At 69.7% G+C, this 18,548-nt stretch carries 22 protein-coding genes and 1 pseudogene; 11 read left to right on the top strand and 12 right to left on the bottom strand.

The features are described 5' to 3' along the window. Nucleotides 1-28: 28 nt before the first annotated feature. From QE428_RS08095 to QE428_RS08075, 5 genes are read right to left on the bottom strand one after another with little or no spacing between them, the layout of a single operon-like run. On the bottom strand, nt 29-1,747 hold the full coding sequence (locus tag QE428_RS08095) for a cytochrome c biogenesis protein ResB (protein WP_307467904.1): 1,719 nt from the start codon (nt 1,745-1,747) through the stop codon (nt 29-31). Further along, a complete protein-coding gene (locus tag QE428_RS08090; protein WP_091351767.1) occupies nt 1,728-2,522 on the bottom strand; it encodes a cytochrome c biogenesis CcdA family protein in 795 nt (264 codons plus the stop codon). Before QE428_RS08090 ends, QE428_RS08095 begins: the two co-directional genes overlap by 20 nt. Further along, nucleotides 2,519-3,118, bottom strand: coding sequence for a TlpA disulfide reductase family protein (locus tag QE428_RS08085; RefSeq protein ID WP_307467900.1), 600 nt, complete (start codon nt 3,116-3,118; stop codon nt 2,519-2,521). The genes QE428_RS08090 and QE428_RS08085 overlap by 4 nt, the downstream gene beginning before the upstream one ends. Further along, the gene (locus QE428_RS08080; RefSeq protein WP_091351765.1) at nt 3,115-3,744 is read right to left on the bottom strand and encodes a histidine phosphatase family protein; all 630 of its coding nucleotides are present in this window, start codon (nt 3,742-3,744) and stop codon (nt 3,115-3,117) included. Before QE428_RS08080 ends, QE428_RS08085 begins: the two co-directional genes overlap by 4 nt. A gap of 59 nt (nt 3,745-3,803) precedes the next feature. Next, entirely contained in the window at nt 3,804-4,490 is a 687-nt protein-coding gene (locus QE428_RS08075) for a DedA family protein (RefSeq protein WP_091351764.1), read from the bottom strand. A 108-nt stretch (nt 4,491-4,598) separates the two neighbouring features. Here QE428_RS08075 and aspS point away from each other — a divergent pair, with 108 nt between their 5' ends. The 7 genes from aspS (at nt 4,599) to QE428_RS08040 (ending at nt 11,277) form a co-directional block, all read left to right on the top strand. Beyond that, nucleotides 4,599-5,939 carry an aspartate--tRNA(Asn) ligase gene (aspS, locus tag QE428_RS08070; protein ID WP_091351763.1) on the top strand — a complete coding sequence of 447 codons (1,341 nt, stop codon included), beginning with the start codon at nt 4,599-4,601 and terminating at the stop codon, nt 5,937-5,939. 88 nt (nt 5,940-6,027) lie between these two features. Next, nucleotides 6,028-6,240: an MYXO-CTERM sorting domain-containing protein gene (locus tag QE428_RS08065; protein ID WP_307467893.1), complete on the top strand. Its 213-nt coding sequence runs from the start codon at nt 6,028-6,030 to the stop codon at nt 6,238-6,240. Further along, nucleotides 6,197-7,216 (top strand): mechanosensitive ion channel family protein, encoded by a 1,020-nt coding sequence (locus QE428_RS08060; RefSeq protein WP_307467889.1) that lies wholly within the window; start codon nt 6,197-6,199, stop codon nt 7,214-7,216. The genes QE428_RS08065 and QE428_RS08060 overlap by 44 nt, the downstream gene beginning before the upstream one ends. A 113-nt stretch (nt 7,217-7,329) precedes the next feature. Continuing rightward, nucleotides 7,330-8,463 carry an ABC transporter substrate-binding protein gene (locus QE428_RS08055; RefSeq protein WP_307467886.1) on the top strand — a complete coding sequence of 378 codons (1,134 nt, stop codon included), beginning with the start codon at nt 7,330-7,332 and terminating at the stop codon, nt 8,461-8,463. Further along, the gene (locus tag QE428_RS08050) at nt 8,442-9,365 is read left to right on the top strand and encodes an ABC transporter permease (RefSeq protein ID WP_373457704.1); all 924 of its coding nucleotides are present in this window, start codon (nt 8,442-8,444) and stop codon (nt 9,363-9,365) included. The genes QE428_RS08055 and QE428_RS08050 overlap by 22 nt, the downstream gene beginning before the upstream one ends. Next, nucleotides 9,362-10,165 (top strand): ABC transporter permease, encoded by an 804-nt coding sequence (locus tag QE428_RS08045; RefSeq protein ID WP_091351759.1) that lies wholly within the window; start codon nt 9,362-9,364, stop codon nt 10,163-10,165. Before QE428_RS08050 ends, QE428_RS08045 begins: the two co-directional genes overlap by 4 nt. Continuing rightward, a complete protein-coding gene (locus QE428_RS08040) occupies nt 10,162-11,277 on the top strand; it encodes an ABC transporter ATP-binding protein (RefSeq protein WP_091351758.1) in 1,116 nt (371 codons plus the stop codon). Before QE428_RS08045 ends, QE428_RS08040 begins: the two co-directional genes overlap by 4 nt. A 4-nt stretch (nt 11,278-11,281) precedes the next feature. Here QE428_RS08040 and QE428_RS08035 read toward each other — a convergent pair whose 3' ends face one another. The 5 genes from QE428_RS08035 to QE428_RS08015 form a co-directional block, all read right to left on the bottom strand. After that, nucleotides 11,282-11,581: a Dabb family protein gene (locus QE428_RS08035; protein WP_091351757.1), complete on the bottom strand. Its 300-nt coding sequence runs from the start codon at nt 11,579-11,581 to the stop codon at nt 11,282-11,284. Next, nucleotides 11,578-11,835 carry a glutaredoxin family protein gene (locus QE428_RS08030; protein ID WP_133398575.1) on the bottom strand — a complete coding sequence of 86 codons (258 nt, stop codon included), beginning with the start codon at nt 11,833-11,835 and terminating at the stop codon, nt 11,578-11,580. Before QE428_RS08030 ends, QE428_RS08035 begins: the two co-directional genes overlap by 4 nt. Nucleotides 11,836-11,932: 97 nt before the next feature. Beyond that, nucleotides 11,933-12,031 (bottom strand): 30S ribosomal protein bS22, encoded by a 99-nt coding sequence (locus QE428_RS08025; protein WP_003792170.1) that lies wholly within the window; start codon nt 12,029-12,031, stop codon nt 11,933-11,935. 81 nt (nt 12,032-12,112) lie between these two features. Next, a complete protein-coding gene (locus tag QE428_RS08020; RefSeq protein ID WP_018186843.1) occupies nt 12,113-12,304 on the bottom strand; it encodes a helix-turn-helix domain-containing protein in 192 nt (63 codons plus the stop codon). A gap of 100 nt (nt 12,305-12,404) precedes the next feature. Further along, nucleotides 12,405-12,809, bottom strand: coding sequence for a helix-turn-helix transcriptional regulator (locus QE428_RS08015; RefSeq protein WP_091351756.1), 405 nt, complete (start codon nt 12,807-12,809; stop codon nt 12,405-12,407). A 67-nt stretch (nt 12,810-12,876) separates the two neighbouring features. On the opposite strand from QE428_RS08015, the gene QE428_RS08010 reads away from it, so the two are divergent. Both QE428_RS08010 and QE428_RS08005 read left to right on the top strand, forming a co-directional pair. Then, entirely contained in the window at nt 12,877-14,319 is a 1,443-nt protein-coding gene (locus tag QE428_RS08010) for a TrkH family potassium uptake protein (RefSeq protein WP_091351755.1), read from the top strand. Beyond that, nucleotides 14,312-14,983, top strand: coding sequence for a TrkA family potassium uptake protein (locus QE428_RS08005; RefSeq protein ID WP_036310225.1), 672 nt, complete (start codon nt 14,312-14,314; stop codon nt 14,981-14,983). The genes QE428_RS08010 and QE428_RS08005 overlap by 8 nt, the downstream gene beginning before the upstream one ends. 21 nt (nt 14,984-15,004) lie before the next feature. Here QE428_RS08005 and QE428_RS08000 read toward each other — a convergent pair whose 3' ends face one another. Further along, nucleotides 15,005-15,502 carry a MarR family winged helix-turn-helix transcriptional regulator gene (locus QE428_RS08000; protein WP_091351754.1) on the bottom strand — a complete coding sequence of 166 codons (498 nt, stop codon included), beginning with the start codon at nt 15,500-15,502 and terminating at the stop codon, nt 15,005-15,007. A gap of 174 nt (nt 15,503-15,676) precedes the next feature. Here QE428_RS08000 and QE428_RS07995 point away from each other — a divergent pair, with 174 nt between their 5' ends. After that, nucleotides 15,677-16,831: an MFS transporter gene (locus QE428_RS07995; protein ID WP_307467867.1), complete on the top strand. Its 1,155-nt coding sequence runs from the start codon at nt 15,677-15,679 to the stop codon at nt 16,829-16,831. Between the two features lie 9 nt (nt 16,832-16,840). Here the strand turns inward: QE428_RS07995 and proC are convergent, their stop codons facing one another. Continuing rightward, entirely contained in the window at nt 16,841-17,674 is an 834-nt protein-coding gene (proC, locus tag QE428_RS07990; RefSeq protein WP_307467862.1) for a pyrroline-5-carboxylate reductase, read from the bottom strand. Nucleotides 17,675-17,758: 84 nt separating this feature from the next. Here proC and QE428_RS07985 point away from each other — a divergent pair. Continuing rightward, nucleotides 17,759-18,511, top strand: a pseudogene (locus tag QE428_RS07985) (alpha/beta fold hydrolase); the annotation flags it as partial. Nucleotides 18,512-18,548 lie beyond the last annotated feature (37 nt).

Here is an 18,548-nt window from a genome sequence, read left to right as displayed (position 1 = left end):
GGGGGTCCTCCGGAGGGAATGGGTGAGTTCAGTTTACGTTCGCGGCGGGCGCGGGGGCGGATGCCGGTTCGTCGCCCAGCGCGCTCTCGTGCCGCTTCGCGAGGTCGGCGACGGCGACCCCGATGGCGGGATCCTCGCCGCGTGCGAGACCCGCGTACTCGATGTGCACCTGATCGCCGGCCGGTGTCGCCTTCACCCACATGCGTCGCCGCGGGACGAACAGCGCGGTGAAGAGGCCGATCATCGCGAGGACCGCGAACACGAGCACCCACGTGGCACTCGAGTCGTTGTGGATCGACAGTGAGACGTAACGCTTCACCGACTCCGGCGCGCCCGTGCGCGTCTCGTCCTCGAACGTCACGGTGCCGCGCCCGCCCGGCAGGTCGACGGTCTGCCCCGGCGAGAGTTCCAGCGACGGCGAGTCCGCATTCCGACCGGCGATCTCGGTCATCCCGTCGGTATCGAGCGCGTAGACCGACCGCGGCGTGCCGTCGTCGATCCCGAGATCGCCCTCGTAGACGAAGAATGTCAAGCGAGGATCGAGCAGGTCGCCGTAGCGCGAGGTGAGCGCGCCGCTCGAGAGCTGCGCGACCGTGGGGTAGAAGAACCCGACGAGTCCGAGCTGCTCGCCACCGGTGTCGGGGATCTTCACGACGCCCTGCGAGGTCATCGTCGCGCTCTGCGGCAGGAAGGGAACCGACTCGCTGAAGACGACGTCGCCCTCGCCGTTTCGGACCGTGATGGTCGGTGCGTAGCCGTTGCCCATGAGGTACACGCGGTCGCCCGCCATCGTGATCGGGTGGTTCACCTCGATCACCTGGTCCTCGGCCTCCTGACCGGGGAACCGGGTGGTGACGTGGGCTTCGAAGCCGCCCGCCTGCCCCGACGGCGGCGCATAGGTCACATCGAAACGGTCGAGGGTGATGGAGTACGGCGTGAGCGCCTCGGTGTCGACGAAGCGACCCGGGTTGAAGGACGTGTATCCGAGCCCGAGCGAGTTCACGAAGCCATCGCCCTCGGTGATGACGGTCTGGCCCGTGTACGTGAAGCCGCCCCCGATGCCGACCGAGATGAGCACGCCGACGAGCGCGCCGTGGAAGAGCAGGTTGCCCGTCTCGCGCAGGTAGCCGCGCTCGGCGGACACCGAGGCCACGCCGTTCCGGTCGTACCGCTCGACGCGGTAGCGGGCGGAGCGCAGCTGCGCCTCGGCGAGATCGACGACGTGGGCTGCGTGACCCGCGGCATCCTCTCCGTCGGGGACCGCGACGGTCCGCTCCGCGTGATCGGACAGCCGCGACAGCCGTGCCGGGGTCCTCGGCGGACGCGCCCGGAGCGCCTTCCAGTGGTGCTTCGTCCGCGGCAGGACGCAGCCGATCAGCGAGATGAACAGCAGGATGTAGATCGCCGAGAACCACGCCGACGTGTAGACGTCGAAGAGCTGGAACGCGTCGAAGGTCGGGTACAGATCGGGGTTCGTGGCCCGCCACTGCGTGACGCCGTTGGGGTCGGCGCTGCGCTGCGGCATGAGCGAACCGGGGATCGCCGCGATCGCGAGGAGCAGGAGCAGCACGAGGGCCGTCCGCATGCTCGTGAGCTGACGCCATCCCCAGCGGAGCCATCCGACGACGCCCAGCGCGGGCTGGCCGCCCGAGAAGGTGGGCTCGTCATCACCGGTCTTGTCGAGGTGGTCGCTCGGCCGAAGCGGTCCGTCGACCGTCTCAGAGCCGTCAGAGGAACGTCGGGACACCGGCAACCACCCCCTGGAACGCGGACATGAGAGACGTCCAGACACCGGTGACCATCAGCACGCCGAGCGCGATCAGAAGAGCACCGCCGATGATGTTGACGACGCGGATGTGGCGGCGGACGAACGCCACCGAGCGGGTCGCCCAGCCTGCGCCGAGGGCGAGGAGGACGAACGGGATGCCGAGGCCCAGCGAGTACGCCGCGGCGAGGGCGCCCGCCCGCGCGGGGTCGGCCTGACTGTACGCCATGCTCATGATCGCGGCGAGGGTCGGACCGATGCAGGGCGCCCAGCCGACGCCCATCGCGATGCCGAGAAGCGGAGCCCCGACGAGGCCGAGGTTCTGCTTCAGCTGCGGCCGGTAGATCTTCTGCGCGAACCCGAAGACGCCGATGAACACCAGGCCGAGCGCGACGACCACGGCGCCGAGGACGCGGGTGATGAGGTCCTGGTACTCGATGAAGACGCGACCGAGGGTCCCGGCGAAGATCCCGAACATGATGAACACGACGCTGAAGCCGGCGATGAACAGCGCGACGCCGAGCAGCAGGCGCCCGCGGGGCGGAGCCTCGGTGCGTGTGAGCGTGGTCGTGCCGGTGGCCCCGGCATCCTTCGACCTCTTCGGCTCACGCGGCGCGACGGCCCCGCCGAGGAAGCCGAGGTACCCGGGGACCAGCGGCAGGACGCAGGGCGAGAGGAACGAGGCGAGACCCGCGAGCGCCGCGATCGGGATCGCGATCCAGAGCGACTCGCCCATCACGATCGACCCGGGGTTCATCCCTTCTCCGCGAGAGTGTCGTCGACGAGGTCGCGGAGGGTCGTGGCATCCGGCAGCTGGCCGAACAGGCGTGCGGCGACGCGGCCCTCGCGATCGACGACGAGCGTCGTCGGGGCGGCCTGGAGCGAGGTCCAGTCGGCGAACGCGAGCTTCAGATCGACGTCGCCGCGGGCGAGGATCGACGGGTAGGTGATCTTGTACGTCTCGTCGAACGAGGTCGCCTGCTCGGGACCGTCGTAGATGTTGACGCCGAGGAAGTGCGCACCCTCCGCCTTCGTGTCCTGGTACGTCTGCTCGAGGACGGGAGCCTCGGCCCGGCACGGACCGCACGCGGCGTACCAGAAGTTGAGGACCAGCACGTCGCCGGTGAAGTCGGTGCTCGACACCGTCTTGCCGTCGACATCGGTACCCGTGAACGAGAGGGCCTCGCCGCGCTGCGCGGCGGGGATCGTCTCGACCCGACCGTCGCTGGAGATGAAGCCCTGCGTGTTGCCTTCGCGGTACAGGTTCGCCAGGTTGTCGTTCTCACTCGAGCACGCGGCGAGCCCCGCGACGAGGGTCACGGCCGCGAGGGCGGCCAGGATGCGGCGTCTCATACGGCTCCCACGTCGACGGCGCCGGCTGTCGCGGCCGGCTCGGCGTACTCGACCTCGCGCCAGACATCGCCGTCGAGCTCGAAGCTGGTGATGCTCGACAGGTCGCACCGGCGCCGCCGCGGGTCGTGGCGGAGCGGGAGACCCGCGACCGACAGGTGCGTGATCCAGATGGGGAGCTGGTGCGAGACGATGACCGCGTCACCCGACGGCGTGCGGTTCCAGGCGTCGAGCATCGCGGCCTCCATGCGCTCGACGACCTCGAGGTAGGCCTCACCCCAGCTCGGCAGAGCGGGCGTGCGCAGGTGCCACCAGTTGAGCGGGTTGCGCAGGGCACTCCGCATCCGCTTGCCCTCGAAGACGTTGGTCGGCTCGAGGACGCGGGCGTCGATGACGGGCGTCAGTCCGAACAGCTCCGCGATGGGGGCGGCGGACTCCCGCGCCCGCTCCAAAGGCGACGACACCAGCGAGCGGACCGGACGCCCCTGCGCCTTCAGGTGCTCGGCGGCCGCACGGGCCATGCCGTGACCGTCGTCGCTCAGGTGGAAGCCCGGGAGTCGCCCGTAGAGCACGCGTCCGGGGTTGTGGACCTCCCCATGGCGCACGAGATGGAGACGGGCGGCAGGCACCCCTTCAGTCTACGTGAGGGGGTCCTATGCAGGGCCTGAGCGCAGCCTGCGAGCGGGCCTCAGCCCGCGGCATCCCCCGGCGATTCCCGACGGCTGCGGACGGCGGCGCGCACGCGGACGACGACGAACCACACCACGAGGGCCACGACCACCACGATCACGATGTTCTGGAACACGCCGGCGTACTCCTCGACGATGTGCCAGTTCTCGCCGAGGAAGAACCCCGCGAGCACGAAGATCGAGTTCCAGATGAGACTGCCCGCCGTCGTGAGCAGGCCGAACTTCCACCAGTGCATCTTCGAGACCCCCGCCGGGATCGAGATGAGGCTCCGGAACAGCGGCACCATCCGACCGAAGAAGACCGCGGCGCCCCCGTGACGCTCGAACCAGTGCACGGTCTTGGTGACGTCCTCGCCTTTCATGAGCGGCAGCTTGTCGGCGATGCGCGTCAGTCGGTCTGCTCCGAGGACCCGGCCGAGCACGTAGAGGATGTAGGCGCCGAAGACCGACCCGAAGGTGGTCCAGCCGATCGCCTCCGCGAGGGTGAACGACCCGCGCGATGCCGCGAGACCGGCCAGCGGCAGGACGACCTCGCTCGGGATCGGCGGGAACAGGTTGTCGAGGCCGACGGCGACGGCCGCTCCCGCCGGGCCGATGGTGTCCATCAGCGAGACGACCCAGTCGGCCAGCGCCGAGAGCCAGGACCCGTCTCCGGAGGAGGTGGCGGCAGTGTTCATGACGGTCATCGGGTGCTCTCTCGCGCTCGGTGATCGGATGCCCGGCCGGGCCCCCCGTCCGGCCAGCCTACGGGGCGGCAATCCGCGCAACCTGGGTGCCGCGTAGACTCTCCCCTCGTGAGTGAACGCACCCTCGTCCAGCAGCTGCAGTCCCGTGAAGACGGACCCGTCTCGGTCTCCGGATGGGTCGAGACCGTCCGCGACCAGAAGAAGGTGCAGTTCGTCATCCTGCGCGATGAGACGGGCGCTGTGCAGCTCGTCAATCCCGCGACGCGCCCCGCCGAGGACGGCAGTGAGCAGGATGCCGCGGCCCTGGCGCTCACGGACCTCATCTCGAACCTGTCGACGGGCACCTTCCTGACTGCGACCGGCGAGCTCAAGCACGACGAGCGCGTCAAGCTCGGCGGTGTCGAGATCAAGATCAGCGGCCTCGAGATCGCGGCCGCCGCCCTGCCCGAGACGCCGATCGCGGCGGACTCCGGTCTCGACAAGCGCATGGACTGGCGTTTCATCGACCTGCGCCAGCGTCGCAACAACCTGGTGTTCCGCATCCAGACGACGCTCGAGCACGCCATGCGCACCTACTGGGTCGAGCGCGACTACATCGAGGTCCACTCCCCCAAGCTCATGGCCTCCCCGTCGGAGTCCAACGCCGAGCTGTTCGAGGTCCCCTACTTCGAGGACAAGACGGCCTACCTGGCGCAGAGCCCGCAGTTCTTCAAGCAGATGGCCCAGGTCGCCGGCTTCGGCAAGATCTTCGAGATCGCCCCCGCCTTCCGCGCCGACCCGTCGTTCACCTCGCGCCACGCCACCGAATTCACCTCGATCGACGCCGAGATCAGCTGGATCGACTCGCACGAGGACGTCGCGCGCATGCAGGAGGAGCTCCTCCAGACCGCGATCCGCGCCGTCGCCGACAAGCACGGCGACGAGATCAAGGCCCTCTTCGACATCGACGTGGTCGTCCCCGAGCTCCCGTTCCCGCGCATCCCGCTCGCCGAGGCACGCGAGATCGTCGCGGCCCGCGGCTACGAGATCCCCCGCACCGACGGCGACCTCGACCCCGAGGGCGAGCGCCAGATCGCGGCGCACGTGCAGGAGACCTACGGCCATCAGTTCGTGTTCATCACCGACTACCACCCCGAGATCCGCGCGTTCTACCACATGCGCGACGAGGAGACCGGACTGACAAAGTCGTACGACCTGCTCTTCAACGGTGTCGAGATCACGACGGGCGCTCAGCGCGAGCACCGCGTCGACGTCCTCATCGAGCAGGCGAAGGAGAAGGGCCTCGACCCCGAGCACCTCGACTTCTACCTCGACTTCTTCCGCTTCGGTGCCCCGCCCCACGGCGGCTTCGGCATGGGCCTCGCGCGCGTGCTGATGCTGCTGCTCGGTCAGGACTCGATCCGCGAGGTCACCTACCTCTTCCGCGGACCGACGCGCTTGGCCCCGTAACACGGCACCCCGCACTCTCGACAACCGCTCGGCTCCGGCCGGGCGGTTGTCGTATGGTGGCTGATTCCCCGACGGAAGGAACAGCTGCATGTGGGATGGATGGGTCGACTTCGGCATCGCCGCAGTGATCGGGATCGGCGTCGCGATCCTCATCGCCGTCGTCGCGATGATCGCCCTGGCGGTCATCGCGCGCCGACGCCGGTGGGCGGGGGGTCCTCAGCCGCCAATCCCGCGCGCCGTTCCGGATGCTGCTGCTCGTGGTCGCGCTCTGGGTCGCCGTCCGGGTAGCGTTCCCCGATGACACGTGGCGCGGCATCCTCGGCCAGATCCTGACCATCCTCATCATCGCGGCGAGCGCGTGGCTCCTCGCCTCGCTCGTCGTCGTCGCGACCGACGTGGCCCTCGGGCGCTACCGGATCGACGTTCCCGACAACCGGGTGGCCCGCCGCATCCGGACCCAGACGCTGGTCGTGAGGCGCCTCGCGATCGCGATCATCGTCATCATCGGGATCGGAGCCGTCCTCCTGACGTTCGACTCCGTGCGGGCCATCGGTGCGAGCGTGCTCGCCTCGGCGGGCATCGCGTCGATCGTCGCGGGCCTGGCCGCGCAGTCGGTGCTCGCCAACGTGTTCGCGGGCCTCCAGATCGTCTTCAGCGACGCCCTGCGCGTCGATGACGTCGTGGTGGCCGACGGCGAATGGGGGCGGGTGGGAGAGATCACCCTGAGCTACGTCGTGCTCGACCTCTGGGACGACCGCCGCCTCGTCCTGCCGTGCACGTACTTCACGACGACGCCGTTCGAGAACTGGACCCGCAAAGGGTCGGAGCTGCTCGGTGCCGTCGAGATGGACCTCGACTGGAACGTGTCGCCCGTCCTCATGCGCTCGCACCTGCAGCGCGTGCTCGGGCGGACCGACCTGTGGGACGGCCGCACGGCGGTCCTGCAGGTCACGGATGCGGTCGCCGGCTACGTCCGCGTCCGCATCCTCGTCACCGCGAAGGACGCGCCGACCCTGTTCGACCTCCGCTGCCTCGTCCGCGAGGCCATGGTGACCTGGGTGCAGGAGTCGATGCCGCAGGCCGTGCCGGTCCAGCGCGTCTTGATGACGGATGCCGCGACCCCCGCCACGCGCAGTCCCGCCGACGCGGCGATTGCAGATCCCACCCCGACGGGCGACGGCCTCTTCACGGGCAGCGCCGATGCCGAGCGTCGCGCCAGCACCTTCACGAACGCGATCCCGATCCTCCGGGAGGACGATCCGCAGCCGTCGTCGTAGCGTCACCGTCCGTTCAGATCGCAGGGGCCCCTGGGTCACCGAGCGGACGTAGCGTCCCCTCGTCCCCCCGGCGTCGCGAGCCCGCGCACGCCGGAACACCCGAGAGGAACCGCATGTTTCGTCCGTCCCGGCGGCGCGCCGCCGCACTGGCTGTCGCCACGATCGCCGCTCTGTCCCTCGCCGGCTGCGCCGGCGCGACCGATGCCCAGAACGCCTCCGGCGAGGGGCCCGCTGCCGCCACCGCGAAGAGCGTGAGCGACCTCGGCGGGTTCGCGAAGTTGGAGGAGGCCGCCAAGGCCGAAGGCGCCCTCAACGTCATCGCCCTGCCGCGCGATTGGGCCAACTACGGCGAGATCATCGACCTGTTCGCGAAGCGCTACCCCGAGATCGCCATCAACGAGCAGTCGCCGGACTTCTCGAGCGCCGAGGAGATCACCGCGGCCGAGACGAACGAGGGCCTCGACACCGCCCCCGACGTGTTCGACCTCGGTCTGACGGTCGCGCTCCAGAACACCGACCGGTTCGCGCCCTACAAGGTGCAGACCTGGGACGACATCCCCGCAGAGCTCAAGGAACCGTCCGGCCTGTTCGTGGGCGACTACGGCGGGTACATGTCGGTCGGCTACGACTCGGCGAAGTTCTCCGCCCCGACGCAGCTCAGCGATCTGCTCGACGGGTCCTACCGCGGGTCGGTCGCGATCAACGGCGACCCCACGCAGGCGGGCGCCGCTTTCGCGGCCGTCGGTCTCGCCACGGTGCAGTCGGGCGGGACCCTCGACGACTTCCAGCCGGGCATCGACTTCTTCTCGAAGCTCGACAAGGCGGGCAACATGCTGAAGCTCGACGTCACGAGCGCGACGGTCGCCAGCGGAGAGACGCCGGTCGTCTTCGACTGGGACTACCTGAACGCGGCGCACACCGCTGACGTCCCTACGTGGAAGACCGTCGTCTTCGATGGCGTCGGCTACGCGGGCTACTACAACCAGGCCGTGAACGCCGATGCTCCGCACCCGGCCGCCGCACGCCTGTGGCAGGAGTTCCTCTACAGCGACGAGGTCCAGAACCTGTGGCTGAAGGGGGGCGCCCGCCCCGTCCGCATGGAGGCCATGACGAAGGCCGGCACGATCGACGCCGCGCTCGCGGCGAAGCTCCCGAAGGCCCCCGCCGACACCGTCGTCCCCACCGAGGACCAGTCGACGACGGCCGGCACGCTGCTCGGCAAGGAATGGGCGGCCGCGGTCCAGTGACCGCGCTCGCCCCGGCGGGGAGCCCGGTCACGGGCTCCCCGCTCCCCCGCTCCCGCCGCATCGGGTGGGCGTGGCTCGGCCTCGTGCCGTTCCTTGCCTACCTCGCGCTGTTCCTCCTGCTACCGACGATCCTCGCGGTCGTCACCGGCTTCCAGGACGACCGCGGCGCTTTCACGTGGGACAACGTGACGGCGCTCGTCGATCCGGTGATCACCGCGACGTTCTGGAACTCGACCTGGGTCTCCCTGCTCACCGCGGTCATCGGCGCCGTCATCGGCGCCCTCGTCTGCTTCGCGATGCTGGGGCTACCCGAGACGGGCGCCGTGCGCGCGTCGGTGGATGCCGCATCCGGCGTCCTCGCGCAGTTCGGCGGCGTCATGCTCGCCTTCGTCATGGTCGCGACCCTCGGCACCCAGGGCGTCGTCACGCGGTTCCTCGCGGAGGCGTTCGGCATCGACATCTTCGCTCAGGGTGCGTGGATCTACTCGCTGCCCGGACTCATCCCCGCCTACATCGTCTTCCAGGTGCCGCTCATGGTCATCACCTTCATGCCGGCCCTCGGCGCCCTCCGCCCGCAGTGGGCCGAGGCGCACCTGACCCTGGGCGGCACGCGAGCCGGATTCTGGCTCCACGTGGGGCTGCCGGTCCTCGCGCCGTCCTTCCTCGCGAGCTTCCTCCTGCTGTTCACGAACGCGTTCTCGTCGTACGCGACGGCGGCGGCACTCGCCAGCCAGGGGTCGTCCATCGTCCCGCTGCAGATCCGCACGGCGCTCACGAGCGAGACCGTGCTCGGGCGCGAGAACCTCGCGGGCTCGCTCGCGCTCGGGATGATCGTCGTCGTCGCGGCGGCCATGGTCGTCTACAACCTCGTGCAGCGGCGGGCGTCGAGGTGGCACGCATGAGCCGCTCCCCGCTCGCCCCCTCCCGCACGTCGCGGTGGGCCATCGGCATCCTCGTCGGCCTGGTGTTCACCGTCCCATTCGCCGCGACCCTGCTGTTCACCCTGACCGCCGCGGACGGAAGCCTCACCCTCGACCGCTGGGCGGCGCTGTTCGATCCCGCGCGCGCGGCGGCCTACCGCCCGGTCTGGGCGGGCCTGATCAACTCCCTGATCCTCGCGGTCGTGACCGTCGCGATCGTCCTCGTCGTGCTCGCCCCGACGATGGTCCTGGTCGCGCTGCGCTACCCGCGGCTGCGACGAGTGTTCGAGTTCTTCGCGCTCCTGCCGATCACGATCCCGGCGATCGTGCTGGTCGTCGGCCTCGCCCCGATCTACCTGACGATCGGCCGGTCGCTCGGCACGGGGGCGTGGACCCTCGCCTTCGCGTACGGGGTGGTCGTCCTGCCCTTCGCCTACCGCTCCATCCAGGCATCCATCGACGCCGTCGACCTGCAGACGCTCACCGAGGCGGCCCGCACACTCGGCGCCGGGTGGCCGACGGTGCTGCTGCGCGTCATCGCGCCGAACCTGCGACAGGGGCTGCTCGCGGCATCCCTCATCACCGTGGCCGTCGTCCTCGGGGAGTTCACGATCGCGTCGCTCCTGAACCGTCAGGTGCTGCAGACGGGACTCGTCCTCATCAACAAGCAGGATGCCTGGGCCTCGGCGATCTTCACGTTGCTCGCCCTCGCCTTCGCGTTCGCGCTCCTGCTCATCATCGGCCGCGCGGGACGCGTCGGCGCCGGAAGGAAGACCCCATGACCATCGACGCCACCGCTGCCGCACGGGCGCTCCCGCGGACCGCGGACAACCACCTGCTGGCCGCCGCCGGCGACGGCACCCGCGTGGAGCTCCGCGGCATCGTGAAGGACTTCGGTGCGACGCGGGTGCTCCACGGGGTCGACCTCGACATCGCCCCGGGAGAGTTCGTGTCGCTGCTGGGTCCGTCCGGATGCGGCAAGACGACGGCGCTCCGAGTGATCTCGGGCCTCGAGGACGCAACGGCCGGCGTCGTGGCGTTCGGCGGCACGGATGTCTCGCGCACGCCCACGAACAAGCGCGACATCGGCATGGTGTTCCAGGCGTACTCGCTCTTCCCGCACCTGCGCGTCGTCGACAACGTCGCGTTCGGACTCCGCCGCCGCAAGGTGGATGCCCGGACCTCGCGTCGTCGGGCCGGCGAAGCCCTCGAGCTCGTCGGTCTGGACCACCTCGCTGACCGCTACCCGCACCAGCTCTCCGGGGGTCAGCAGCAGCGGGTCGCGTTGGCCCGTGCGCTCGTGACCGAGCCCCGGGTCCTGCTCCTGGACGAGCCGCTGTCGGCCCTCGACGCCAAGGTCCGCGTGCAACTGCGCGACGAGATCCGCCGCATCCAGCTGCGCCTGGGGACGACCACCGTCTTCGTCACCCACGACCAGGAGGAGGCCCTCGCGGTCTCGGACCGGATCGCGGTGATGGATGCCGGTCGCATCGAGCAGATCGGCTCGCCCGAGGAGCTCTACCGCCGTCCCGCAACACCCCGCGTCGCCGCGTTCATCGGGCTGTCGAGCTCCGTGCCGGGGGTCGCCCGCGGCGGCACCGTCACGCTCTGGGGCACCGAGGTCCCGGCGCAGTCCGCGGTTGAGGACGGCGACGTCGACGTGCTTCTGCGCCCCGAGCACGTGCTCCTGGTGGGTGCGGGGTCCGGGGTCGGTGCAGTCGTCGAAGAGAGCACGTTCCTCGGCAGCTTCCGCCGCTCCCTCGTGCGCACCGATGACGGAACCCTGGTGCGCCTGCAGCATGCCGCCGAGGACCGTCTCGAGTTCGGGGAGCGGGTCCACATCGCCGTCGCGCCCGTGCCCGTCGTCACGACGGAGCGCGCAAGGCCGCGGTGAGGCCTCAGACCTCGACGTCGACGGCCATCCGGCCGCCGGTCACGCTGCGGATGTACCCGGCGACCTCCTGGTGCGCGGGGTGCGCCTGGTAGGCGTCGAGGGCATCGAGGTCGTCGAGGTCGATCACGAGAGCGACGTCGGCATTGCTCTCGGGCACGGCGACGTTGACGCCCACGCTGAGGGAGCGGATGACGGGCACGACGCCGACCAGCCCCTCGAGCAGACGCGCGACCTCGGCTGCGTGCGCAGCGCGCGTCTCGGCGTCGTCGGCGGCCATCTTCCACATCACGATGTGGCGGATCATGCTCGGGCGCTCTCGGTCAGGGCCGTGCGCAGGCGGTCGGCCGACACGCGCCAGTGCGCGTGCAGGTCCCCGTCGATCAAGACGACGGGGATCTTCTCCCACCACGTCGCGTAGAGCTCCGCGTCGTCGGCGATCGACAGCTCCTCGACGTCGACCTGACCCTCGGGGAGGTCCGCGACGACGGTGTCGACGATCTCGCGGGCGACGTCGCAGAGGTGGCAGTCGGGTTTGGAGATGAGGGTGAGTGCGGTCACGGCATCCATTCTCACCCGGGAATGGAGGCCGCGGACGCAACACGAAGCGCCCCGACGACCGGCGAACCGGTCGGGGGCGCTTGGTGTGCGATGCCGCTTACTTCTTGTTGCGGCGCTGGTGGCGAGTCTTGCGAAGCAGCTTGCGGTGCTTCTTCTTCGCCATGCGCTTGCGGCGCTTCTTGATGACTGAACCCACGGTAAACCTCACTAAGTCGGGGTCTGGACGCGCAGTGTGGGCGTCCGGGAACGGCAAGACGGAAAAATGCCTCGGATCAGTCTAGCCGACGTCAGCGATAGGACGTTGCAAAGCTGCTGTGACGGCGGTTTCGGGAACGCGGTAGCTGCGACCGAAGCGGACGGCGGGAAGCTCGCCGGAGTGCACCAGGCGATAGACGGTCATCTTCGACACGCGCATGAGGTCAGCGACCTCAGCGACAGTGAGAAAGCGCACATCCGAGATGTCCGACATGTCCGTCCCCTTATGAATATGCGATCCCCCGCAGATTCCTCCACATTAGGGGTTCAGCGGGACGCGTGTAAACCTGTGTGACTCGTGGGGCGGGCGAGGCTCAGCGACCGGGGAGCTTGTTGAAGACGCTCGTCACCGCGTGCTTCGCCGACGCGGCTGCTCGACCCACAACCTCGGCGGCATGAGCGGCGCTCTCGGTGAGGGCGTGCGGCGTCGCCGCATCCTCGTCGTCGACGGCGAAGAAGGGGAACAGCCAGTCGTCGACGGCGTCGAGGGGTGCCGGAGACAGGCTGTAGTACCGGTGCTGCCCGTCCTCGCGGACGGAGACGAGGGATGCCTCCCGAAGCACCTTGAGGTGTTTGGAGACCGTCGGCTGGCTCACGCCGAGCGCCGACACGATCTGGGAGACGCTCGTCCCCTTCTCCCCCGACGCCCCGCGTTCGCGGAGGAGCTGGAGGATGTCCCGACGGGTCCCGTCGGCGATCACGTCGAAGATGTCCGCCATGGCATTAGGTTAGCCCGCCCGCGCGCGGGAGTACCATGACAACGATCCGAACGAGGAAGGGGCGCTGATGACGGGCCTGGCCGTCGACGAGCGCGCCCCCCGGCGCGGACCGGCGTGGCACCGCCGCGCATTCTCCGCGATGCGCGACCTCGCCACGGCGTCGCCGTCCCGCTTCGCCGTCCTCATCTTCTCGGCGCTCATCCTGCTGTTCACGGCGATCTTCTCCTTGCCCGTGATGGCGTCGGACGGGCAGGTCACCCCGCTCCCCGACGCGCTGTTCACCGCGGTGTCGACGATCTGCGTCACGGGACTCGCGACGGTCGACATGGCGACTCACTGGTCTCCGCTCGGCCACGTCGTGGTCTTCATCGGCGTCAACGTGGGCGCCCTCGGGGTGCTCACCCTCGCCTCGATCCTCGGCCTCGTCATCTCGAAGCGATTGGGCCTGCGAGCCAAGCTCCTCGCCGCCGGCGACAGCAACCCGATGCGCGCCCACGGCGGCCCGGTCAACGAGGGCCAAGCCGTCCGGCTGGGCGAGGTCGGCCAGCTGCTGGCGACCGTCGCCCTGTCGACGCTCGTGATCGAGGCCGCCCTCGCGGTCCTCCTCTACCCGATGCTGCTCGCCAGCGGGGTCGACGCACTGACCGCCCTGTGGGAGGCCCCGTACTACGCCGCGATGGCGTTCACGAACACGGGGTTCTCACCGAACGCCGAGGGGCTCGCACCCTTCGCCCAGAACTACCTCCTGCTGAGCGTCCTCATGGTGGGCGTCTTCCTCGGCTCGATCGGGTTCCCCGTCATCTACGCCCTGTGGAAGCACCACTGGCACGTGCGCAAGTGGTCGATCCACGTGAAGCTCACGCTCATCACGACCGTCGTCCTGTTCATCGCGGGAGCGATCGCCTTCGTCATCCTCGAGTACGGGAACCCGAAGACCTTCGGCACGATGGATGCCTGGGACACCACCTTCCAGGCTCTGTTCCTCTCCGCGATGACCCGCTCGGGCGGATTCTCGATCATCGACATCGGAGAGCTGCACGAGTCGTCGATCGTCGTCGGATCCATGCTCATGTTCGTCGGCGGCGGCTCCGCCTCGACCGCCGGCGGCATCAAGGTCACGACGCTCGCGGTCCTCGCCCTCGCGGTGTGGTCCGAGGCGAAGGGACGTCCGAGCGTCTCGGCGTTCGGCCGCCGCATCCCGAGCGACGTCCAGCGCGTCGCGCTGTCCGTCGTCGCGTGGGGCGCGACGATCGTCGCCCTGTCGACCATCACCATCGCCCACCTGACCAAAGCACCCCTCGACGAGGTGCTCTTCGACGTCGTGTCGGGCTTCGCGACGGTCGGCCTGTCGACGGGGCTGACGCAGGAGCTGCCCGACCCCGCCGTCTTCGTCATGGCGCTGACGATGTTCATGGGACGCGTTGGTACAGTCACACTCGCGGCCGCCGTGGCCGCGACCAGCCGAACGCAGCACTACGCGCTGCCCGTGGAAAGGCCCATCGTTGGTTGAGCAGTTGCGCAGCGATTCGCCCGTCCTCGTCATCGGACTCGGTCGCTTCGGCGCCGCGTGCGCGGGCGAGCTCGACCGGCTCGACCGAGATGTCCTCGCGATCGACGACAGCCTCGACCTCGTGCAGAAGTGGTCGGAGCGCGTCACGCACGCCGTCCAGGCCGACGCGCGCAACATCGAGGCGCTGAAGCAGATCGGCGCGCAGGACTTCCAGGTCGCCGTCGTCGCCGTCGGCTCCTCGATCGAGGCATCCGTCCTCATCACCGCCAACCTCGTCGACCTCAAGGTCCCGCAGATCTGGGCCAAGGCGGTCTCGCAATCGCACGGCAAGATCCTCGCCCGCGTCGGAGCGAACCACGTCATCTACCCCGAGCGCGAGGCCGGCGAGCGCGTCGCGCACCTCGTGAGCGGCCGGATGCTCGACTTCATCCGGTTCGACGACGACTTCGTGCTGGCCAAGATGTACCCTCCGCGCTTCATCCGCGGCGTCGGCCTGAACGAATCCGGAGTCCGCTCGAAGTACAACGTCACCGTGGTCGGGGTGAAGAGCCCCGGCAAGCCGTTCCGGTACGCAGAAGCGACGACCGTCGTCACCAATCACGACCTCATCATCGTTTCCGGGACGAACTCCGACATCGAGCGGTTCGCCTCGCTCGACCGCTGAGCCCCGCGCCGGGGTTCGTCGTCAGATCTCCCGCTGCGCGTTCGCGAGAAGGCGCGCGAGGAGGTCGGCGAGCTCGGCCCGCTCACTCTCGCTGAACCCGCCCAGCAGCCGCTCGTCGTGGGCGAGCGCGCGGGGCATCTCCCGCTCGACGACGGCGCGCCCGGCATCCGTCAACGACAGCTGCACCGCCCGACCGTCGCGGTCGGAACGCTCGCGACGGAGGAGGCCGACCGACTCGAGCCGCGTCGTGAGCTTCGTCGTCGCCGCCCCGCTGAGCATCGTCTCGGCGGTCACCTCGCTCGCGCGGAGCGGGCGATCCATTCGGGCAAGGACGCAGAGGACGTCGAACTCGGATCGCGAGACACCGCTGTCGGCGAGCAGACGCTCGATCTGGGCCGTGGCGAGTGCGCTCGTCCGGTTGAGTCTGCCCCAGACATCGATGGGCGCGGTGTCCATCGCGGGCATCGACGCCGCCCAGGCAGCACGGATGCGGTCGATCAGGTCGGCGCGCTCGGTCACGAATCCACTGTAGCCGCGCCCGTCTAAATAGTTCACTAGTAAATCATCGGTGTACAATCGGAGGAATGACCGCCCTCGACACCGGAACCACCTCGACCACCCCCGCTCCCGAGACCACCGCTCCGCGCCTGCTCTCGCAGCCGCCCCGCCGTCTGGGCCATCGCCTTCGCCGCGATGATCGCGTTCATGGGGATCGGGCTCGTCGGCCCCATCCTCCCCACGGTCGCCGCCACGCTGCACGCCGCCCCGGTCGAGACGTCGTTCCTGTTCACGAGCTACCTCGCGGTGACCGCGTCGGCGATGTTCTTCACCAGTTGGCTGTCGACCCGCATCGGGACGCGCGCGGTGATGATCCTGGGACTCTCCGTCATCGCCCTCGCCGCCGTCGGGTGCGCTCTGTCGCCGACGATCGGCGCCCTGATCGCGTGCCGCGCCGTGTGGGGACTCGGCAATGCGCTGTTCCTCTCGACCGCGCTCGCATCGATCGTCTCGGCATCCGGTGGGCGCAGCGAGCACGCCGTCATCTTCTACGAGGCGGCGCTCGGCATCGGACTGGCCGTCGGGCCGCTCGTGGGCGGCCTGCTCGGCGAGATCGGCTGGTTCGCGGCGTTCTGGGGAACGGCATCCCTCCTCGCCGTCGGCGTCGTCGCCCTGCTCACCCTCGTCCGCGATCCGGGGCATGCCGCGCAGCGCAGCTCGGTCGGTGCGCCCTTCCGCGCCTTCGCCGACAAGGGACTGCTCGCGATCAGCGTCGTCGCCTTCCTCTACAACGCCGGCTTCTTCGTCACCCTGTCGTATACGCCGTACGCCCTCGAGCTGCCGGCGGTCGGCATCGGCCTGGTCATGATGGGCTTCGGCATCGGCCTCGCGATCGCCGGCGTGCTCATCGCTCCGCGCCTCACGAAGCGGTACTCGGTCGTCCAGGTGCTGTTCTGGTTCCTCGTCGCGTTCGCCGCGACTCACGTTGCCGCCTCGCTCAGCGCGGGCTCGCGCCCCCTGCTCGTCCTCTGCGTCGTGCTCCTGGGCGTCGAGATCGGCGCCGTCAACACGATCCTCACCGAAGCGGCGATGGAGGCGACGACCCTGCCGCGCGCCGTCGCGAGCTCGGCCTACTCCGGGTTCCGCTTCTTCGGCGGCGCCATCGGCGCACCCGTCGGCACCGCCCTCGCGGTGTACGGCGTCGGTGCCCCCTATGCGGCCGCTGCGGTGTCTGCCGCGGTCGGCGCGGCGATCCTCTTCGCCGTGCGCCGCGTCGTGGGCCGAGCCGACCACACGGCGGTGCTCACCGAGCGCACGACGGCCGAGGATCTCACGCTCGGCGACGCCTGAGCGCCGGCGTCAGACGCCGGTCGCGAGCTCCCGCGCGCGGGCCAGCGCGGCATCCGTCGCCTGCGAGAAGAGACCGTCGAGGTTCCCCGTCTGCAGGACGCCGATAGCCCGCTCGGTCGTACCCTTCGGGCTCGTGACCCGGCGGCGGAGCTCGGCGGGATCCTCACCGGATGCCGCGAGCAGCGCGGTCGCGCCGATGAAGGTCTGCTCCGCCATGAGGCGCGCATCGGCCTCGTCGAAGCCCTTGCCCCGTGCGGCCTCGGTGAGGGCCTCGACCAGCAGGAAGACATATGCAGGGCCTGACCCCGAGATGGTCGAGAGCGCATCGATCTGCGTCTCGGGCACCTCGATGACCACACCGCACGTCTCGAACAGCCGTCGCACGAGTGCGACGTGCTCCGGCGTCGCGGTCGATCCGGCAGCGAGGCCGGTGACCGCCTTGCCGACGACCGCCGGCGTGTTCGGCATCGAGCGGATGACGGGGATCCCGGGACCGACGATGGCTTCGAAGGTCTCGATCGTGACACCCGCGGCCAGGCTGACCACGATCGTCCCCGGCCGCAGCGCTCCCGCGATCTCGCGCAGCACGTCGGGGACCAGGGCGGGCTTCACGCCGATCAGGAGGATGTCGGCGGATGCCGCGGCATCCGTGTTCGCGCTCGGTTCGTCCGCCAGCGCGATGCTCGTCACCGCGTCGAGACCGTCGAGCTCGCGAGCCTTGGCGGCGGTGCGGTTGGTCACGACGACCGACGTCGCCTCTCCGGAGCGCGCGATGCCCTGGGCGATCGCACCTCCCATGGTACCTGCTCCGAGAATGGCGACGGGAGGAAGGTGGTGCGTCATGCCCCCATCCTGTCACCGACCTCACTGCACGCGCCGGACGCAAGAGGCTGGGACCCTCGGAGGGGCCCGGCCTATCATCGGGTCATGACCCTCCTCGACGGAATCTCGTCCCGCATCATCGACACGGACCGCCTGGGCGTCAACATTCTCGAGCGCGCCGGCGACGACCCCGCGACCAGCCCCGACCGGACCGTCGTCCTCCTCCACGGTGGGCTCTCGTCGGCTCTCGTGTGGCAGGAGCTCATGCAGGACCTGCCTGCGGAGTTCCGCATCGTCGCGATCGATCTTCGCGGGTTCGGCGGAACGGAGCACATGCCCGTCGACGCGAGCCGCGGCATCCGCGACCTCAGCGACGATGTCGCCGCCGTGCTGTCGCAGCTCGACATCGACACCCCGCACCTCGTCGGCTGGGACCTCGGCGGAGCGGTCGCGCTGCAGTACGCGCTCGACCACCCGGTGAGGACGATCCTGCTCGAATCGCCCGTCTCTCCCTACGGGCTCGGCGGCACGCGCCTGGACGGCACGCGGCTGACGGACGACGATGCCGGATGCGGCGCGGGCATGGCGAACGCGGAGTTCGTCCGCCGCCTCACCGCGCGGGAGTCCGGCGACGAGGCTCCCACCTCCCCCCCGCAGTGTCTTCCGCGCGTCGTTCGTGGCGGAGGATTTCACCACCGAGCACGAGGACCTCTGGATCGAGGCGATGCTGTCGACCTCGACCGCGACCGGCAACTACCCGGGCGAGGCTGTCCCCAGTCCGCACTGGCCGGGCTACGCGCCGGGCCGGTTCGGCGTGCTGAACGCCCTCGCACCGTCGCACTTCGACGTGTCCGCCATCGTCGATCTGCCGGTCAAACCCACCATCCTGTGGGTG

Origin of the sequence: Microbacterium sp. SORGH_AS_0505, from assembly GCF_030818715.1 — a bacterium.
Lineage (GTDB): Bacteria > Actinomycetota > Actinomycetes > Actinomycetales > Microbacteriaceae > Microbacterium.
The sequence above is the reverse complement of the archived record's forward strand: the minus strand, read 5'-3'. Positions and strand labels throughout refer to the sequence as shown.